This is a genomic window from Rhodococcus sp. WB1 (assembly GCF_001700945.1).
Lineage (GTDB): Bacteria > Actinomycetota > Actinomycetes > Mycobacteriales > Mycobacteriaceae > Rhodococcus > Rhodococcus aetherivorans.
In genome coordinates, this window is record NZ_CP015529.1 from 216,820 (window position 1) to 234,374 (window position 17,555).

A 17,555-nucleotide genomic window follows, 5' to 3' on the forward strand; every position below is an offset into this window, starting at 1 on the left:
CCTACTCCCCTGCCACGTCGCTCGTCTCGAGGGTGCCGACGAACTGCTGGAATTCGGCCAGCTCCTCGGGGCAGTAGATCTCGAGGACCAACAGTTCTCCTTGTACGACCCGGTCGTCGACGACGACCGGCCGGGTTCCCGGACCCCCGGCTCCGTTGACCATCTGGGACAGCAGCGTTGCGCGGGTCAGCGCCGCATTCGGGTTGGCGCAGATCGCCCCGCCGTCGTCACCGAGAACCCGGGTGATCTGTTCGCGCGCCGGGGTTCGGGCGCCGGCCTCGTCGAGTGCGGCAATGAGTTGGTCCGCCTTGGCCTCGGCCTCTCCGCTCGACGAGACATATGGAAACAGGAGCAGGGCGATGAACACGAGGAGGACGACGACAAATGCGACGACGGCATAGATGATCATGCGCTCGCGGGGGTTCGAGGTCTCCGTCTCGGTGGTCATGACGAACTCACCTCCGGTTGCTTCCAGGACGGCTTGCGCGACCTGTAGAACAGGTACGGCACGAGCAGGCCGAGGCCGAGGGCTCCGGCGGCGATGATCAGGAAGTACACCCCGGCGTTGCCGGAACTGAACTGCGACGGCGGAATGAAACCGATGAGCAAGGCGGCGAGCGAGGCGGCGAACCCGACTCCGCACAGTCCCACCAGCATCGGTGCCCGGTAGCCCCGCGGGTGGTCGGGGTACCGGCGGCGCAGCCGGACTGCGGCGACAAACATCAGCAGGTACATGATCAGGTACACCTGCGTGGTGATCACCGAGAAGATCCAGTACGCGCTGGACACGTCCGGGATGAAGGCGTAGAGCAGGGCGATCACGGTGGTGAGCAGGCCCTGGGTGACGAGAATGTTCTGCTGGACGCCGTGCTTGTTGACCCGCTGCAGGAACGGGGGAAGGTAGCCTTCCTGCCGGGAGATGAGCAGCAGGCCTTTCGACGGCCCGGCGAGCCAGGTCAACATGCCTCCGAGCGACGCCGTCACCAGCATGATTCCGATGACCGGGGTCAGCCATTGCCAGCCGAACTGCGCGAAGACCGCGTCGAAGGCCTGCATCACGCCGGCGGTGAGGGACAACTGTTCGGCCGGGACCACCCAGCTGATCGCCAACGCGGGCAGGATGAAGATCAACAGCACCAGGGCCATGGACAGAAACATCGACCGGGGGAATTCCTTGGCGGGGTTGCGCAGGGACGACACGTGCACTGCGTTCATCTCCATACCGGAGTAGGAGAGAAAGTTGTTGACGATCAGCACGAGGCTGGCCAGACCGGCCCAGGCCGGCAGCAGGTTGTCGACGGTCATCGGCGCGGCGGAGGGATTGCCCTGGCCGAGGAAGACCATGCCCAGGATCACCAGCAGTGCGCCGGGCACCAGGGTGCCGATGATCAGGCCACCGCTGGCCAGACCGGCAACGCCCTTGGTGCCCCGGGAGGAGATGTAGACCCCGGACCAGTAGGCGACCACGATGACCAACGCGGTCCATACTCCGCTGCTGGCCAGTGCCGGGTTGATGACGTAGGCAAGGGTACTTGCGACGTACCCGAGCAGACTGGGGTAGTAGAAGATCGTCATGGCGAACTGGCACCACACGGCCAAGAACCCCATCGGCTTGGAGATTCCGAGAGCCACCCAGTTGTAGACCCCGCCTTCCCATCCCGACGCCAACTCGGCCGACACCAGCGAGGTCGGCAGCAAGAACACCAGGGCGGGGATCAGATACAAGAACACGCACGCCAAGCCGTACACGGCCATGGTCGGCGACGGCCGCAAGCTCGCCACCGAACTGGTGGTCATCAACGCCAGAGCGACCCAGGAGATCCAGGAACCCGCCGGAGCTCGGGTACGGGCCCCGGCCTCGGTGGGCGGCCGGTCGGCGGGTATGTCCGGCGCGCTCATGACCTCCACCCGTCGCGAATCCGGCACTCGGCGCCCGCGCCCGCAGCGCGCCGCCGCCGCGGCCGGCCGGGGGTGGTCGATACCTCGGTGCAGCAAGTCATCCCACTGTCCTCCTCGTCACGGCGCAGTCGGGGCGCCCTCGTCGTGGAACTGCTGTGCCGGTGCACGACCGGCGCCTTTTCTGCTCGATCCGACCTCCTGCGGCAGTTAGTCGACGACCTCTAGTTCGTGGCTGGTGGTGTTGAGACGGCGACAGCCGTCGGCGGTGACCGTGACGATGTCTTCGATGCGGATCCCGAAGCGGCCGGCGAGATAGATCCCCGGTTCGATGGAAAAGCACATGCCGGGCACCAGGGGTTGCTGTTCGCCCTCGACGATGTACGGCGGCTCGTGTGTGGTGACCCCGATCCCGTGTCCGGTGCGGTGAATGAACTGCTCGCCGTATCCGGCCTCGCTGATCACCGATCGCGCCACGCGATCGATGTGCTGGCAGCTCACCCCGGGCCGGACCGCCTCCACTGCCGCCTGCTGTGCCCGCCGGACGATTTCGTGCACCTGCCGCACCTCGGGTGTCGGCTCTCCGACCGAGACCGTGCGGGTGGTGTCCGATCCATAGCCGAACATCAGGCCGCCGAAGTCCAGGACGACGGTGTCGCCGGGTTCGATCACCCGGTCCCCGGCCTCATGGTGCGGATTGGCCCCGTTGGGTCCGGACCCGACCACGGTGAAGTCGACCTGCTCATGTCCGAATCGGCGCAACAGTCCCGCCAGCTCCGCTGCCACCTCGAGTTCTCGCCGCCCGGCGAAACGGGTCCGCACGATTTGCTCGAAGACCGCATCGGCTGCGGCGCCGGCCGCCGTCAGCCGAGCCAGTTCGCCGGCGTCCTTGACCGCACGCAACATCGGCATGCCCTCGGTCACGGCCACATACGACGAGTGCGGCACCTGTCGTTGCAGGCCCAGCAGGTGCATCGCCCAGGCCGAATCCGAGATGCCATAGGTCCGGGAGGGAGCCAGCAGCGCGCCGACCAACCGATACGGGTCGGTGCCATCGGTCCACTCCACGAACGACACGGCGGCCGCACCGTCCGCGGCTTCGGCGTCGGGGCGTTCGAGCGCGGGCACCACCATGGTCGGTTGTCGATCGGGGCGCAGCACCAGAACGGTGAGGCGTTCGGTGATCGCCGTCGGCCGATACCCCGTCAGCCAGACCAGGTCCGGTCCGGGAGTGAGGAGCACACCGTCGAGGCCGGCGCCGACGGCAACGCGCACCACCCGGGCCATGCGGGCCGCGTAATCGTCGCCGGTGAACGGTGCCGGTGTCGGATGCACGATCGATGTCATCGCAGCCCCCGGTGGCCTCGGGGGAGGTTCGACCGCCGAGTCGAACCTCGAGAAACAGAACCGAATGCACACCACTCGCCACGTCCCCGGCCCTGGGATGACGGCTTCCCAGGGCCGGTACTCGATCGACACCCCATCGACACGGTTCACCTCTACGGCGGTGTGCATTGCCCGCTATGCCGAATTGTGCACCCGCCCGGATCGCACCCGCAGCCGAATCGCGTACAACTGTCACTGCCGAGACTCGACACCGCTGAGCTGCAGTGGTGCCCTGTCAAGAGCGCAGGGGAAGCCGCCCCGAGAACCGCGGCGCCCGGGCGGAATCGAGATGCCCCGCAGGCACCCTGGTCGGTACGTATGCGGTGTCGTCACTGCGCTCGGTCGTGTCGGAGAGCGCGGTAGCGAGCCGATCCCGATGGGCGAGGGTTGGTGCCCGAGCGCCGTAGTCCGAATCGCATGTCCCCCTCCGGGGAGCGCTCGCCTCCTCCGGCCGCCCCTGAGGCCGTCTCCCGAAAGGCCGTCCGGGGTCGGGGGTCGGACAGCGGACTGATCGGATCGAACTCGGCCGTGGCCGACCGTGCCGGTTGCATCATGTAGGACATGGACGACAGGGCCCCGAGGCCGCCCGACGGCCGTGACAGTGGCTGGCGACATCCTCCCGCAGGGGAGGCCGCGCCCCCAGGTGCCCGGACCATGACCGTGCGTGGCGCCGCCTTCCTCGGGGTCGGCTCCATGGTCGGAGCCGGCATCTTCGCGCTTCTCGGAGAAGCCGGAGCCGTGGCCGGCTCGGCGGTGTGGGTGTCGTTCCTGCTCGCGGGGGTGGTGGCCACCTTGCAGGGCTACGCCGTCGCGAAGCTGGGGGCGCGCTACCCGTCCTCGGGGGGCATCGTGACGTTCCTGCTGCAGGCGTACGGCCGAGGACACCTCACCGCCATCACCTCCTGGCTGCTCTATTTCGCGGCCGTCATCGTCACCGCCATGGTGTCCGTCTCGTTCGGCAGCTACGGCGCCGCACTGTTCTTCGACGAGTCCACCGCCTGGAGCAAAATTCTCACCACCGTCGTGGTCCTGCTCGTGGCGGCGGTCAACATCGCCGGCGCGAAGTCCATCGAGCGGGTCCAGAGCGCGATCGTGGTGATACTGCTGGCCGTGTTCGCGGTCTTCGTCGTCGTCACGCTCACTCAACTCGACCCGGAGCTGCTGGCGCCGTCCACCTACCCACCGACGGTCGACATCGTCTCCAGCGTGGCGCTGACCTTCTTCGCCTACCTCGGCTTCACCGTCGTCAGCTTCACCGGCGACGACCTTCCCGACCCGAGCCGTAACCTGCCGCGGGCGATGTATCTGGCATTGGGCATCACGGTCACCGTGTACGTCGCGATTGCCGTCGGAGTCTTCGGAACCCTGACCGTGCAGGAGGTCATCGACAACGGCGAGACCGCCCTCGCCGTCGCCGCCAAACCCGCCCTCGGCGACGCCGGTTTCGCGATCATGGCCCTCGCTGCCCTGCTGGCCACCTCCTCCTCGGTCAACGCCAACATCTACGCGGCGGTCGGCTCCACCGCGAAGCTGGCCGAATCGGGCACCTTCCCCCCGGTGTTCGGCAGTCGAGCCAGGCTCGGGGGCACGCGCGGGCTGTCCATCTCAGTCGTGTTGATCCTGCTGCTGGCGAACCTGGTGGATCTGACCGCCATCGCCTCCCTCGGCAGCGTCGTGGCCCTGGCGATCTTCCTCGTGACCTCGATCGCGGCGTACCGCCTCCGCCGCGAAACAGCCTCCCGGGCCGGCATCCTCGTCACCGGCATCGCATTGACCGTGATCGTGCTCGCCGTCTTCGCGGTGCAGACCCTGCAGACCTCGCCCGAGACGTTCGCGGCGATGATCGCGATCGTGGCGCTGGCGGTCGTGCTCGAAACGATCTGGAGCCGCCTACGCACCCACCGGGCCCCGAAAGCGCGGTGAGCCCGACCCCGGCGGTGGGACCGATGGGGCCGGTCCTCCGCGGTGTCCCCGGAGCCTTCCGCACCCGGGTGGGGTTACCGCCACCGATCACCGCCCCTCGCGTCGTCGCCATGTTCGAACCGCTCGAAGGGCCGCCCGACGGGGTCCTCGGCTTCGCAGCGGTCGGTGGGCTCTACTCCTCCGATGACGACGACGTGCTGATGCCGGTCGTGCACGAGTTGGCGACCGCGGCAGCGAGATCCGCCTCGTCTTGGTGTTCGAGCGGTGCGACGGGATCTCGGCCGGGGCGTGGGAGGACCTCGAGGTCGGGGTCGCACACCTCACCCGAGGGACGCGGATCGCGTGGTTCACCGACCAGGTGATCACCGTCATCTCGTTGTTCGGTGGGATGACGCCGGGCGACCTCGGGCGCTTTCCCGTGGCCGCCCGGGGCGACCCGATCGCCTGGGCGGCGCAGGTCGGCGGCTGGCACGTCGGCACCGACACTCGGGCAGCCGGTCGTACGGGGGCAATGATGCACTTCTTCCCGTCGGGTGGGCGATCCCGGGTGCTGGGGCGGTGGCCGGACATACACTCGAGGCAGTCCTTTCCGGCGGAGCACACCGGGACTGCGTGATTCGAGACGAGCATGACCGAGGCGGGTGCGGTTCCCCTCACCGCGGAGCGGTGGAGCGGCTCGTCGCCGAGTTCGACGGCCGTCCCCACCTGCATCGAGTGGAGGCGGTCGTGGCGTCGGCGTCGAGGACTTGCGGGGGTTCCGGTGCCGGACCTGCCCCGAGCTGGTCGAACGATTCGTCCGACGGCGCCTGCTCGATCCGGTCGAGTCCGGGCAGTGTGCGGTGCCGTAGCAGCGGTGTCGACGCCGCTGCGGCGGTCGAGGAGGTGCACATCATGGAGTCGTTCTGGGATTTCCTGTGGTACACGATCGTCGTGTTCGTGTTCGCGGCGTATCTGATCGTGCTGTTCCGGATCCTGATCGATCTGTTCCGGGACCACACCGTCTCCGGCGTGGCCAAGGCCTTCTGGGTGGTGGTGCTGATCGTGGTCCCGTTCTTCAGCGCCTTGATCTACCTCGTGGTGCGCGGCCAGGGGATGGCCATCCGGGCCGGGCAGGCGCAGCTCGCGGCCAGGCAGACCACCGACGAGTACATCCGGCAGGTGACGGCCGGCAGATCTCCGGCCGGGCAGATCGCCGACGCGAAGGCCCTGCTCGACTCGGGTGCGATCACCCCCGCGGAGTTCGCGCAGCTCAAGGCCAAGGCGGTGGGGCAGAATACCGCCGGGCAGGGCACCACCGGGCGCGACAGCATGCCCCGTCGCTGACGAGCGACTGCACGAGGTGCCGGTGCGGGGACCGCCTGCGCCGGCCGTGACCTCGGGCCGGAGTAGACGTGCGGGGTGAAGGTGATGGAGACCGGACCGTCCCGGACCGTTCGCCTGTGGCGTCAGGCCCCGTGGAGCCGCAGTCCGCTGATGCGCCGGTACGACCGGATCGAATCGGGCCTCGCTCTGATGGTGGTGGTGTTCGTGCTGATGATGGTTCCCCTCGCCGCGGCATACGGCACGATCACCTATGACGGGCTGGTGGAGCGGTCGCGTCTGGACCGGCAGACCAGCCGCCAGGTCGAGGCCGTTGTGCTCGGCTCGGCACCGGGGAATGCGGCTGCTCGGCAGGACACTGAGACGTCACCGCGCACCGGGGAAGTCGACGATGGCCGCTGGGTGCGGTGGATGCAGGACGGGCAATCCCGGACCGCGCGGTGGGATCCGGCTGCCGGTGCCCGCCCCGGGGAGACGATCGACCTGTGGGTCGATGTGACCGGCACTCCGGTCGCCCCTCCGCGGAGCGGGGCGGACAGTGCCGCCACCGCCGTCGTCACGGCCCTGACGGTATGGACGGTGACGGCGGCGGCAGGCGCGGGGCTGTACGGGCTGCACCGGTGGGCCGAGCATCGCCGAGGGGCGGCCTGGGACAGCGAGTGGCGCGGGCTGGGCACCACGCCGGGATGGCCGGCCTGAGCGGCAGGTATGCGGCCGTGTGCGGACGCGCTCGAACGCGGAGCTCAGGGGGCGATGCGAGCGTTCGCGAGGTTATCGATTCTGCTCGGCGTTCCTGATGTCGACGGCGAGTTGGTCGGCGGCCATGTCGGTGGCTTTGGAGACGATCCGGTTGGCGGCTTTGATGTTTGCGACGATCTGATCGGCGAGGTTCGTTTCGTACACCACGATCACGCCGGCCTGGCCCTCGTCGAGGGTCTCACCGAGTTCTTTGACGTCACTGCGTTTCATCCGGTCGCTGGCGTGCCCCACCACGGCCCCGAGGGCCGTCCCGCCGGCGGCAGCGCCGACGAGACCGATGCCCACGGGCGGGAACAGCGCCGCCACCACACCCACCGCCAGTCCCCAGCCGAGGCCGACCGCTGCCCCGTGGCGGGTGGGTTGTTCGTGCTTCTTGACGATGTGGACCTTCCCGTTCTCGTCCTTGGCGATGACGGACGCGTCGAAGTCGTGGGAGGTGCGTATCTCGCGGTACAGCTGCTCGAGTGCCTCGTAGTCCGCTACGGCGTCGTCGACGCTGTCGTATGCCGCAGCGCTTACGTACAGGATGTCGTGCTCGTGCTTGCTCATGTGCAAACCTCCGAAATCTGATCGACCTGCAGGGGCTGACCGACGGACGTCAGCGCCTGACGGCCGTCGCGTTGCCGAGGGCGAAGCTCGGCCCGACGGCAGGATTCGTCCTAGTAGTCGGCTCGCGGATTCCAGGTCGACACCGCCCAGATGACCACCACGTCCAAGGCGATGATCAGGATCGACCACCACGGGTAGTACGGCAGCCACAGGAAGTTCGCCAGGATCGACAGTGCCGCGACGACGATCGCCGCTACCCGCGCCCACGTTGCGCCGGTGATCAAGGCGATGCCCACGACCACCAACACCACTCCGAGGACGATGTGGATCCACCCCCACGCGGTGAAGTCGAACTTGAACGTGTACTCCTGGCCCTGGACGAACAACTCGTCCTCGGCCACCGCGGCGATGCCCTGGAGCAACTGGACGATGCCGACGGTGGCCATGATGACCGCCGCCCCCACCGACGTGCCCGCCGCGATGCCCTGCTTGACGCTGATGCTTCCCGGGTCGTGACGTACATCCTCGGACATGGCGGTCCCCTTCACAGGTTGGATGAGACATCAGCAGTATGCGCCGATCCCGCATCCGCCTCGGGGAAAGTGCTGATCTTCCTCACCGTCCGGGGTGAACGGTGCGTGGTCCGGGAAACGGTCTCACGTGCTTTCGCTCGGTTGCACGAGGTGCCTTCCCCGGGCGGACACCGCGCCGAAGGTGGGCACACAGGGCCACCGTCAACGACGAACCCGGTTCCTGCCCCCCGTACACGACCCGCCGTGCAGAGGATAGGGCCTCGGCGGAGTCGGTTCGAGCGTTTCGCAACAGTGGGAGAGGCTCTGCGACGGCCGTTATCGACAGCGAGGAGCCTGGCCCGATCGACTATCTCGTCATCGAGTGGCCCGCCGCCGGCCCGTGCCCACCGCCGCAGGCGTTCGACATGACCTCGGGCCGGCCGACGATCCGAACAGACCCCACCGGCCTCGTGCAGAGAGGCCTGATTCCGCCGCGGGTGCGCAGATCGAAGTGGTATCGAAACGTGTTCCTACCCGTCCTGTTTTGCGGGACAATACTTCTCATGGACGACAGCGAAGTGCACGCCATCGACGTCGTCCGAATCCGACTCGGCCAGCGCTACCCCGACCTCGACCCCGAGGTGGTCGCGAGCCTGATCGAGGCCACGCTCGGTCGGCTCGACGGATGCCGCATCCGAGACTTCGTCCCCCTGCTGGTCGAACGGGCCGCCACGCGCACACTCGACGCGACGTACCACCGTGCACCGGAGTCTCCAGAACCGATGCGCACACCCGAACCGCCCGCGGTGACCGAGACCGGTGAGGTGCGGACCACGAGCAGCGTCCGGGTGCGGTGGGCCGTTCTCGTGCGCCGCTCACCACGCCAGTCGTAGACGGTGACAAGAGACGGCGAGGCCCGGGTCGGAACCGGAGTCGACGGTCGTCCACCACACCCGGGCGGGCGGGATGCTCGGCACGCAGCCAGGGTGTCGGCGACACACCCATGCCCGAAACCGGAGTCACGTCCTGAAACGGTTGGGAATCCGATACGAATCAACGACGGGGGGCTCAGGGCTGGGGTCCATCGCCAGCCCGGCGACGGCGGCCTTGGCGGTGCGCCCGACCCCGATCAGGGTGGCCGAGCCGGGGCCGGTCCAGTCCCCATAGCCGAGCAGATGCAGCCGGGGTTCCTTCAACGCCTGGGTGCCCGCCACAGCGATCGAACCGTCCGGCCCACGCAGGTGCAACGGCCGCAGAGGCGTCAGGGCGGGCCGAAAACCGGTGGCCCACACGATCACCTCCGCGTGCCGGCTCTCGCCGGTGTCGTCCCAGAAGACGCCGTCACGGGTCAGTCGGTCGAACATCGGCAGCGGATCCAGGGCGCCGCGGTCCCGGGCCGCGAGGACCTCCGGGACCATCACGATGTCACCGAGGTCGGTGATGCCGCCCGGATCGGGGCGTCCGGCCGCCAGCGCCAGCGCGCGCCGCGAGGCCATCTCGAACAGCACGCGTCCGTCGACGTCGTCCGGCAGGAACCGCGGCGGCCGGGGGGTCACCCAGGTGGTGCCGGTGACCTCCGAGATCTCGGCGACCAGCTGGGCCCCGGAGTTGCCGCCGCCGACCACCACCACCGTCTTACCGGCGAAGTCATCCGGGGTGCGGTACTGCACGGTGTGCAACTGTCTGCCCGCGAAGCTGCGGGCTCCGGGATAGACGGGCCAGAACGGCTGCTGCCAGGTGCCGGTGGCACTGATCACCCGCCGCGCCCGCCACACCTGCTCCGCGGTGTCCACCCGCAGCCGCTCCCGGTCGTCGTCACGGGTGACCGCCCGCACCCGCACCGGCCGCCGCACCGGCAGGCCGTAGCGACGCTCGTACGCGGTCAGATACTCGATCACATGCCGAGCGGGTGGGAACCCGTCCCGCCACGGCGGCATCGGCCATCCCGGCAGCGACGCGTACTCCGCGGGGGAGAACAGCCGCAGCGACGGCCAGGTGTGTGGCCACGCCCCGCCCGGCGCGGGCCGGTCGTCGAGGATGACGAACTCGTGCCCGGCCCGGCGCAGGTAGTACCCGGCGGCCAGGCCGGCCTGCCCGCCCCCGATCACCACGACGTCCACCTCGATCGCGCTCATCGTCTCCCTCGTCACCCGTGGCCCGTCGTCGTGCGCAGAGCTACCGGTGTCAGCCGTCAGGGTGTTCGGGGGCGTCGAGCAGGCTCGCCGCGGCGATCAGGGCGGCTTTGACGATCAGTCGTTCGGGGATCTCCTCGAACGTGACCGGTCCGAGTGCGACGGTCCGGCACGGGGAGTCGCCGCACACCGAGCAGCAGCGGCTGCTGCCGACTTCGGCGTCGAGCCAGTCCTCGAGCGGACGGCCGGCGATCCAGATGCGGTTGGATTCGGCCGGGTTCGCGGCGAAGGCGGCGTCGTCGAGTTCGCGGACCTCGAGTTGCGGTGCGATGCCGAGCGGGCGCAGGACCTGCTCGAGCGTGCCGACCGCGTGCTGGACCTGCTCACCGGTGCCGGCGCAGCGGCGGCACGTCTGGCCCTGGCTGACCAGGCGTTGCCAGACGATGGGCAGTGCCGTCATCGCACACCCCTTCTCGGTTCGCGGGGAAGGTGGGAGTCGCCCCGGGCTCCAGTGTGGCCGACCCGGCCGGGCCGCAGGGCGTGTCCCGACGGATCCGGCCGGGGCCCGCCCTGCTGTCGGGTCAGCTGCGGACGGCGCCGGGGACGAGTTCGGCGATCAGTGCCTCGACCCGCGTCTTGATCTCGTCGCGGATGGGGCGGACCGACTCGACGCCCTTGCCGGCCGGGTCCTCGAGCACCCAGTCGCGGTAGCTCTTGCCGGGGAAGACCGGGCAGGTGTCGCCGCAGCCCATGGTGATCACCACGTCGGAGGCTTCGACGGCGTCGGCGGTGAGGATCTTCGGGGATTGGGTGGAGATGTCGATGCCGAGCTCGGCCATGGCCTCGACGGCGGCGGGGTTGACCTGATCGGCGGGGGCGCTGCCGGCGGAACGAACCTCGACGGCGTCGCCGGCGAGGGCGGTGAGGAATCCGGCGGCCATCTGGGAGCGGCCGGCGTTGTGCACGCACACGAACAGCACGGACGGCTTGGTGGTCATCGAGGGAACCTTTCGGGTGTCAGACGGTGGGAACAGCGGTGAGGTCGGCGAGCAGAGCGCGGACCCGGGCGTCGAGGTCATCGCGGAGGGTGCGGACCACCTCGAGGGATTGTCCGTCCGGGTCGGGGACGGTCCAGTCGAGGTAGCGCTTGCCTGGGTAGACGGCGCAGGCGTCGCCGCAGCCCATGGTCACGACCACGTCCGCGGCGGCGGCGACGACGTCGTCGGTGAGCGCTGGTGGCGGTCGGACATGCCGTCTCCCTGGCTCTCGGGCTTCACGAAGCAGCGGGGGTGGCGGAGGGGGTGAAACGCTTGCGCAGGGCGAGCGAGACGTAGACGAGGCCGACGAGCACGGGCACCTCGATGAGCGGCCCGACGACGCCCGCGAGGGCCTGCCCGGAGGTGACGCCGAAGGTGGCGATGGCCACGGCGATGGCGAGTTCGAAGTTGTTGCCGGCCGCGGTGAACGCGAGGGTGGTGGTGCGCTCGTAGCCCAGACCCATCGCGGCGCCCAGGAGATAGCCGCCGCCCCACATGATCGCGAAGTACGCCAGCAGCGGCAGGGCGATGCGGGCGACGTCCCACGGGTGGGAGGTGATCTGCTCGCCCTGCAGCGCGAAGAGCATCACGATGGTGAACAGCAGCCCGTACAGGGCCCACGGCCCGATCCTGGGCAGGAACTTCTGCTCGTACCAGGTGCGGCCCTTGGCCTTCTCGCCGAAGTGCCGGGTGAGGAAACCGGCGAGCAGCGGGATGCCGAGGAAGATGAGCACCGACTTGGCGATCTGCCAGGGTGAGACGTCGAGGGTGGTCTGTTCGAGTCCGAGCCAGCCCGGCAGCACCGAGAGATAGAACCAGCCGAGGCCGGCGAACATGATCACCTGGAAGACGGAGTTCAGCGCGACCAGCACGGCGGCGGCTTCGCGGTCGCCGCAGGCGAGGTCGTTCCAGATGATGACCATGGCGATGCAGCGGGCCAGACCGACGATGATCAGTCCGGTGCGGTACTCGGGCAGGTCGGGCAGCATCAGCCAGGCCAGGGCGAACATCAACGCCGGCCCGACGATCCAGTTCAGGACCAGCGAGCCGATCAGCATCCGCCGGTCGCCGGTGACGGTGTCGAGCCGGTCGTAGCGCACCTTGGCCAGCACCGGGTACATCATGATCAGCAGGCCGAGGGCGATCGGCAGCGAGATGCCGTCGATCTCGACGGTGGAGATGATGTCGCCGAGGCCCGGGATCAGGCGGCCGAGCAACAGGCCGGCGACCATGGCGACGCCGATCCACACCGGCAGGAACCGGTCGAGTGTGGACAGCTTGCCGACCACGGCCGGATGGTCGCTGGTGGTGGTCACGAGGCGACCTCCTCGAGGGTGACGGCGGGCGTGCAGGACGAGTTCGCGACGATCCCGGATTCGACGGACAGCACCGCGGACAGCTGGGCCAGAGCGGAGGGGACGACCCGGTAGTGCACCCAGGTGCCGCGACGTTCGCAGTCGAGGAGGCCGGCCTCCCGCAGCACCTTCAGATGGTGCGAGATGGTCGGTTGCGACAGGTCGAAGGACGGTGAGATGTCGCACACGCAGCACTCGCCGCCCTCGTGGCTGGCGATCAGGCTCAGCATCCGCAGGCGCACCGGATCGCCCAGGGCCTTGAACATGCGGGCCAGGTCACCGGCCCAATCGGAGGTGAGCGGCTCGCGGCTGAGCGGCGGGCAGCAGGGCTCGTCCCCGCGCGGCGGTTGATTCGGCATGCGTCTATATTGACGGTTGTCGAAACACGGCGTCAAACGGACAGCCGGCCCGGTCGGAAGGAAACTCTCACGTGCGTACACCCTCGGTGCTGTTCGTCTGCGTGAAGAACGGCGGCAAGTCCCAGATGGCCGCCGCGCTGATGCGCAAGGCCGCCGGCCGCCGCATCGCCGTGCACTCCGCCGGAACGGCACCGGGTCCGGCGCTCAACGCCCTCTCGGTGCAGGCGCTCGAGGAGGTCGGCGCACCGGTGGACGGCGAGTACCCCAAGCCGATCGATCCGCAGCTGCTGCGGGAGGTCGACCTCGTCGTCACCCTCGGCCGTGACGCCCGCGTCGACGCGGCGTACGTGGAGAACTGGGACACCGACGAGCCGTCCGAGCGCGGCATCGACGGCATCGAACGGATGCGCCTCGTGCGCGACGACATCGCCGCCCGCGTCGACGCGCTCGCCGCCCGCCTGCTCGACTCCGCCTCCCCCACCCGCTGATCCGACCGATCCAGGAGAAACTCATGAGCACCATCGCAGTCTTCGAGCCGGCCCTGTGCTGCAACACCGGCGTGTGCGGCGACGACGTGGACCGGAACCTCGTCACCTTCACGGCCGACATGCAGTGGCTGAAGGATCAGGGTGCCGCCATCACCCGGCACAACCTCGCCAACGATCCGCTGGCCTTCGCGCACAATCCCGCCGTCAAGCGCTTCCTCGAGGTCGCCGGCTCCGCCGGTCTGCCGCTCGTGCTCGTCGACGACGTCACCGTGCTCACCGGCCGCTACCCCGATCGGACCCAGCTCGCCGCGTGGGCGGGACTCGACGCCGCGCAGGCGCCCGTCGGCGCGACGATGCTGAATCTCGCGGACGATGCCTGCTGCACACCCGGCGACTCCACCTGCTGCTGAGCTGTCGAGGACGAGGAGATCACCGGATGACCACCCCCACGTTCCTGACCGACCCGCCGCGGTTCGTGTTCTTCACCGGCAAGGGCGGCGTCGGCAAGACCTCCATCGCCTGTGCGAGCGCGCTAAGCCTCGCCCGCGCCGGGAAGAAGGTGCTGCTGGTCTCGACGGACCCCGCCTCGAACGTCGGCCAGGTCTTCGGCCTGGCGATCGGCAACGCCCTCACCGCAATTCCCGCGGTGCCGGGCCTGTCGGCGCTCGAGATCGATCCCGAGCAGGCCGCCGACGCCTACCGTGAACGCATCGTCGGACCGGTGCGGGGTTTGCTGCCCGACGCGGAGATCGCCTCGATCACCGAGCAGCTCTCCGGTTCGTGCACCACCGAGGTCGCGTCCTTCGACGAGTTCACCTCCCTGCTGACCGACACCGACGGCGAGATCGCCTCGTTCGACCACGTGCTGTTCGACACCGCCCCCACCGGACACACCATCCGGCTGCTACAGCTGCCCGGGAACTGGACCGAGTTCCTCGAGGCGGGCAAGGGTGACGCGTCGTGCCTCGGACCGCTCGCCGGGCTCGACAAGCAGAAAGCCATGTACGCCGCCGCGGTCGACGCACTGGCGGACCCGCAGCGCACCCGGCTCGTGCTCGTCGCCCGCGCCACCCGCTCCGCCCTCGCCGAGATCGACCGCACGCACGGCGAACTCGCCACCCTCGGGCTGAGCCGCCAGCACGTCGTCGTCAACGGCGTCCTGCCGGCGCCGTCCGGCGACACGGACCCCCTCGCCCTCGCGATCCACCGTCGCGAACAGGCCGCATTGGCGGGCATGCCGGCGGCGCTGAAACCGTTGCCACTGGACCTGATCGAGCTCAAGGCCGCGAACATGATCGGTCTCGATGCCCTCGGGACGCTGTTCGAGACGGCCGACGGCGGCACGGACCTCCCGCCGGAGACCGGCGCGGTGCCGGAGGTCGCGGATGCACCGCTGCGCGCCCTGATCGACGAGATCGAGCGGGACGGGCACGGTCTCGTGATGTGCATGGGCAAGGGCGGGGTCGGGAAGACCACGGTCGCCGCGGCCGTCGCCGTGGCCCTGGCCGAACGCGGGCACGAGGTCCACCTGACCACCACCGACCCCGCCGCACACCTGACCGAGACCCTGCACGGCGACGTCGAACACCTCCACGTCTCGCGCATCGATCCCGCCGAGGCCACTCGCGCCTACCGCGAGCGGGTGATGGCCACCAAGGGTGCGCACCTCGACGAGCAGGGCCGGGCGACCCTCGCCGAGGACCTGCGCTCCCCGTGCACCGAGGAAGTGGCTGTCTTCCAAGCCTTCTCGCGAGTGATCCAGGAGTCCCGGCGCAAGTTCGTCGTCATCGACACCGCGCCCACCGGCCACACCCTGCTGCTGCTCGACGCCACCGGGTCCTACCACCGCGATGTCACCCGGCAGCTGGGCCCCGGCCTGCACGCCGTCACCCCGATGATGCGCCTGCAGGACCCGGCTTCGACCAAGGTCCTGTTGATCACCCTCGCCGAGACCACCCCCGTGCTCGAGGCCGCCGGGCTCCAGGCCGACCTCGAACGTGCCGGTATTCACCCCTGGGCGTGGGTGATCGACAACTCCGTGGCCGCCGCCGCGCCCACCGCGCCGCTGCTGCGCCGCCGCGCCGCCGCCGAGCTCGAGCAGATCGACAAGATCCGTACCGAACTCGCCGATCGCTACGCGGTCGTGCCGCTACTCGCGACCGAACCGGTCGGGGTGCCGGCGCTCAGGGCGCTCGGCGAAGTGTCCGCCCCGGTCGCCGTGCGGTAGCGCCCGGTTCCGACATGCGCGATCCCGCCCCGGCATCCGGGGCGGGATCGATGCGTGCGGCCGTGATCAGGCGCCGGCGGCCTCGAGGCCGGTGGTGATGTCGGCGAGGATGTCGTCGATGCCTTCGATGCCCACGGCGAGGCGGACCTGGCCGGGGGTGACGCCGGCGGCGAGTTGCTCGGTGGCGGTGAGCTGGGAGTGGGTGGTGGAGGCGGGGTGGATGACCAGTGAGCGGACGTCGCCGATGTTGGCGACGTGGCTGTGCAGGGTCAGTGCGTCGACGAACTTCTTGCCGGCGTCGACGCCGCCGGCGAGTTCGAAGGTGACGATGGCGCCGGTGCCGCGGGGGGCGAGCTGCCGGCCGCGTCGGTACCAGGGGGAGGAGGGCAGGCCGGCGTAGGACACCGCGGTGACCTCGGGGCGGGTGGTGAGGAACTCGGCGACGCGGGCGGCGTTGGCGACGTGCCGTTCCATGCGCAGCGACAGGGTTTCCAGGCCCTGGGCGATGAGGAAGGCGTTGAACGGGGAGACCGCGGCGCCGAGGTCGCGCAGCAGTTGCACGCGGGCCTTGAGGGCGTAGGCGGGGGCGCCGAGGTCGGCGTAGACCACGCCGTGGTAGCTGGGGTCGGGGGTGACGAACTGGGGGTGCCGCGCGGTGCCGTCGGGGCCGGTGGCGGTCCAGTCGAAGGTGCCGCCGTCGACGAGGACGCCGGCGATGGCGGTGCCGTGGCCGCCGAGGTATTTGGTGGCCGAGTGCACGACGATGTCGGCGCCGTGCTCGAGGGGGCGGATCAGGTAGGGGGTGGCGACGGTGTTGTCGACGATCAGCGGCAGGTGGTGCTCGTGGGCCACCCCGGAGATGCCCGGCAGGTCGAGGAGGTGGTTCTTGGGGTTGGCGATGGTTTCGCCGTAGAAGGCGCGGGTGGTGGGGCGGATCGCGGCGCGCCACTGGTCGAGGTCGTCGGGGTCGTCGACGAAGGTGACCTCGATGCCGAGTCGGGGCAGGGTGTAGTGGAACAGGTTGTAGGTGCCGCCGTAGAGGTAGGGGCTGGAGACGAGGTGGTCGCCGGCGGCGGCGAGGTTGAGCACGGCGAAGGTTTCGGCGGCCTGGCCGGAGGACAGCAGCAGGGCGGCGGCGCCGCCTTCGAGGGCGGCGATGCGTTGTTCGACCGCGTCCTGGGTGGGGTTCATGATGCGGGTGTAGATGTTGCCCGGTTCGGTGAGGCCGAACAGGGCGGCGGCGTGGTCGGTGCTGTCGAAGGTGTAGCTGGTGGTCTGGTAGATCGGCAGGGCGCGGGCGCGGGTGTCGCCGCCGCCGGGCTGGCCCACGTGGATCTGCTTGGTCTCGAAGCTCCAGCCGGCGGCGGGATCGGTTGCGGGGGTTTCGCTCATGGGTTGCTGCTCCGTCTTTCGTTCGACAATCGTCTCGAGGTGACGTGATGGTTCCCGCGCGGAACTCGACACGGGGAACGCCACGTCGGATGCACAATCGGGATGCCCGATACGGGCGAGGTCCGGGTGCGGCCGGTCAGGCGGCCGGACACCCGCAGATACACATGCGCACGGCCCGGCAGCGGGCGGAAGGCCCCGGCATTGCCTGCATTCGTGTCCG

The 17,555-nt window shown here is 69.5% G+C and carries 19 protein-coding genes and 1 pseudogene; 8 read left to right on the plus strand and 12 right to left on the minus strand.

From position 1 onward, the window contains the following. Position 1 precedes the first annotated feature (1 nt). The 3 genes from A4U64_RS01035 to A4U64_RS01045 form a co-directional block, all read right to left on the minus strand. A complete protein-coding gene (locus A4U64_RS01035; RefSeq protein ID WP_029546388.1) occupies positions 2–448 on the minus strand; it encodes a hypothetical protein in 447 nt (148 codons plus the stop codon). Continuing rightward, complete coding sequence (locus tag A4U64_RS01040; protein WP_029546387.1) at positions 445–1,899, minus strand: APC family permease; 1,455 nt, start codon at positions 1,897–1,899, stop codon at positions 445–447. Before A4U64_RS01040 ends, A4U64_RS01035 begins: the two co-directional genes overlap by 4 nt. Positions 1,900–2,106: 207 nt before the next feature. Then, positions 2,107–3,243, minus strand: coding sequence for a M24 family metallopeptidase (locus A4U64_RS01045; RefSeq protein WP_065922013.1), 1,137 nt, complete (start codon positions 3,241–3,243; stop codon positions 2,107–2,109). 693 nt (positions 3,244–3,936) lie between these two features. Here A4U64_RS01045 and A4U64_RS01050 point away from each other — a divergent pair. The 4 genes from A4U64_RS01050 to A4U64_RS01070 all read left to right on the plus strand — a co-directional run bounded on the left by A4U64_RS01050 (position 3,937) and on the right by A4U64_RS01070 (position 7,224). After that, positions 3,937–5,205, plus strand: a complete 1,269-nt coding sequence (locus A4U64_RS01050; protein WP_065922014.1) for an APC family permease — start codon at positions 3,937–3,939, stop codon at positions 5,203–5,205. A 253-nt stretch (positions 5,206–5,458) separates the two neighbouring features. Next, positions 5,459–5,821, plus strand: a complete 363-nt coding sequence (locus A4U64_RS01055) for an STAS/SEC14 domain-containing protein (protein WP_157127551.1) — start codon at positions 5,459–5,461, stop codon at positions 5,819–5,821. A gap of 275 nt (positions 5,822–6,096) precedes the next feature. Next, the gene (locus A4U64_RS01065) at positions 6,097–6,528 is read left to right on the plus strand and encodes an SHOCT domain-containing protein (RefSeq protein WP_065922017.1); all 432 of its coding nucleotides are present in this window, start codon (positions 6,097–6,099) and stop codon (positions 6,526–6,528) included. An 84-nt stretch (positions 6,529–6,612) separates the two neighbouring features. Next, entirely contained in the window at positions 6,613–7,224 is a 612-nt protein-coding gene (locus A4U64_RS01070) for an Rv1733c family protein (RefSeq protein WP_065923377.1), read from the plus strand. A gap of 72 nt (positions 7,225–7,296) precedes the next feature. On the opposite strand, the gene A4U64_RS01075 is transcribed toward A4U64_RS01070, so the two are convergent. Together A4U64_RS01075 and A4U64_RS01080 are read right to left on the minus strand one after the other, a co-directional pair. After that, complete coding sequence (locus A4U64_RS01075) at positions 7,297–7,833, minus strand: DUF1269 domain-containing protein (protein ID WP_029546380.1); 537 nt, start codon at positions 7,831–7,833, stop codon at positions 7,297–7,299. A 110-nt stretch (positions 7,834–7,943) separates the two neighbouring features. Then, the gene (locus tag A4U64_RS01080; protein WP_006945066.1) at positions 7,944–8,366 is read right to left on the minus strand and encodes a DUF7144 family membrane protein; all 423 of its coding nucleotides are present in this window, start codon (positions 8,364–8,366) and stop codon (positions 7,944–7,946) included. A gap of 542 nt (positions 8,367–8,908) precedes the next feature. Between A4U64_RS01080 and A4U64_RS01085 the strand changes: the two genes are divergently transcribed. After that, positions 8,909–9,238 (plus strand): three-helix bundle dimerization domain-containing protein, encoded by a 330-nt coding sequence (locus A4U64_RS01085; RefSeq protein ID WP_065922018.1) that lies wholly within the window; start codon positions 8,909–8,911, stop codon positions 9,236–9,238. Between the two features lie 126 nt (positions 9,239–9,364). Here the strand turns inward: A4U64_RS01085 and A4U64_RS01090 are convergent, their stop codons facing one another. The 6 genes and pseudogenes from A4U64_RS01090 to A4U64_RS01115 all read right to left on the minus strand — a co-directional run bounded on the left by A4U64_RS01090 (position 9,365) and on the right by A4U64_RS01115 (position 13,228). After that, positions 9,365–10,480 (minus strand): ArsO family NAD(P)H-dependent flavin-containing monooxygenase, encoded by a 1,116-nt coding sequence (locus A4U64_RS01090; protein ID WP_065922019.1) that lies wholly within the window; start codon positions 10,478–10,480, stop codon positions 9,365–9,367. A 49-nt stretch (positions 10,481–10,529) separates the two neighbouring features. Beyond that, positions 10,530–10,937 (minus strand): DUF2703 domain-containing protein, encoded by a 408-nt coding sequence (locus A4U64_RS01095; protein ID WP_065922020.1) that lies wholly within the window; start codon positions 10,935–10,937, stop codon positions 10,530–10,532. Positions 10,938–11,058: 121 nt separating this feature from the next. Beyond that, positions 11,059–11,475 carry an arsenate reductase ArsC gene (locus A4U64_RS01100; protein ID WP_065922021.1) on the minus strand — a complete coding sequence of 139 codons (417 nt, stop codon included), beginning with the start codon at positions 11,473–11,475 and terminating at the stop codon, positions 11,059–11,061. A 19-nt stretch (positions 11,476–11,494) separates the two neighbouring features. Continuing rightward, positions 11,495–11,707 (minus strand): annotated as a pseudogene (locus A4U64_RS01105) (arsenate reductase ArsC); the annotation flags it as partial. A gap of 43 nt (positions 11,708–11,750) precedes the next feature. Next, a complete protein-coding gene (gene arsB / locus A4U64_RS01110) occupies positions 11,751–12,830 on the minus strand; it encodes an ACR3 family arsenite efflux transporter (protein WP_006945076.1) in 1,080 nt (359 codons plus the stop codon). After that, positions 12,827–13,228 (minus strand): ArsR/SmtB family transcription factor, encoded by a 402-nt coding sequence (locus A4U64_RS01115; protein ID WP_043797947.1) that lies wholly within the window; start codon positions 13,226–13,228, stop codon positions 12,827–12,829. Before A4U64_RS01115 ends, arsB begins: the two co-directional genes overlap by 4 nt. 71 nt (positions 13,229–13,299) lie before the next feature. Between A4U64_RS01115 and A4U64_RS01120 the strand changes: the two genes are divergently transcribed. The 3 genes from A4U64_RS01120 to arsA are packed head-to-tail and all read left to right on the plus strand — an operon-like array spanning position 13,300 to position 15,943. Then, positions 13,300–13,716 carry an arsenate-mycothiol transferase ArsC gene (locus tag A4U64_RS01120; protein ID WP_006945080.1) on the plus strand — a complete coding sequence of 139 codons (417 nt, stop codon included), beginning with the start codon at positions 13,300–13,302 and terminating at the stop codon, positions 13,714–13,716. Between the two features lie 23 nt (positions 13,717–13,739). Next, complete coding sequence (gene arsD / locus A4U64_RS01125; RefSeq protein ID WP_006945082.1) at positions 13,740–14,126, plus strand: arsenite efflux transporter metallochaperone ArsD; 387 nt, start codon at positions 13,740–13,742, stop codon at positions 14,124–14,126. A 26-nt stretch (positions 14,127–14,152) separates the two neighbouring features. Further along, the gene (gene arsA / locus A4U64_RS01130) at positions 14,153–15,943 is read left to right on the plus strand and encodes an arsenical pump-driving ATPase (protein ID WP_006945084.1); all 1,791 of its coding nucleotides are present in this window, start codon (positions 14,153–14,155) and stop codon (positions 15,941–15,943) included. A gap of 66 nt (positions 15,944–16,009) precedes the next feature. Here the strand turns inward: arsA and A4U64_RS01135 are convergent, their stop codons facing one another. After that, complete coding sequence (locus A4U64_RS01135) at positions 16,010–17,335, minus strand: bifunctional o-acetylhomoserine/o-acetylserine sulfhydrylase (protein WP_065922022.1); 1,326 nt, start codon at positions 17,333–17,335, stop codon at positions 16,010–16,012. Positions 17,336–17,555 lie beyond the last annotated feature (220 nt).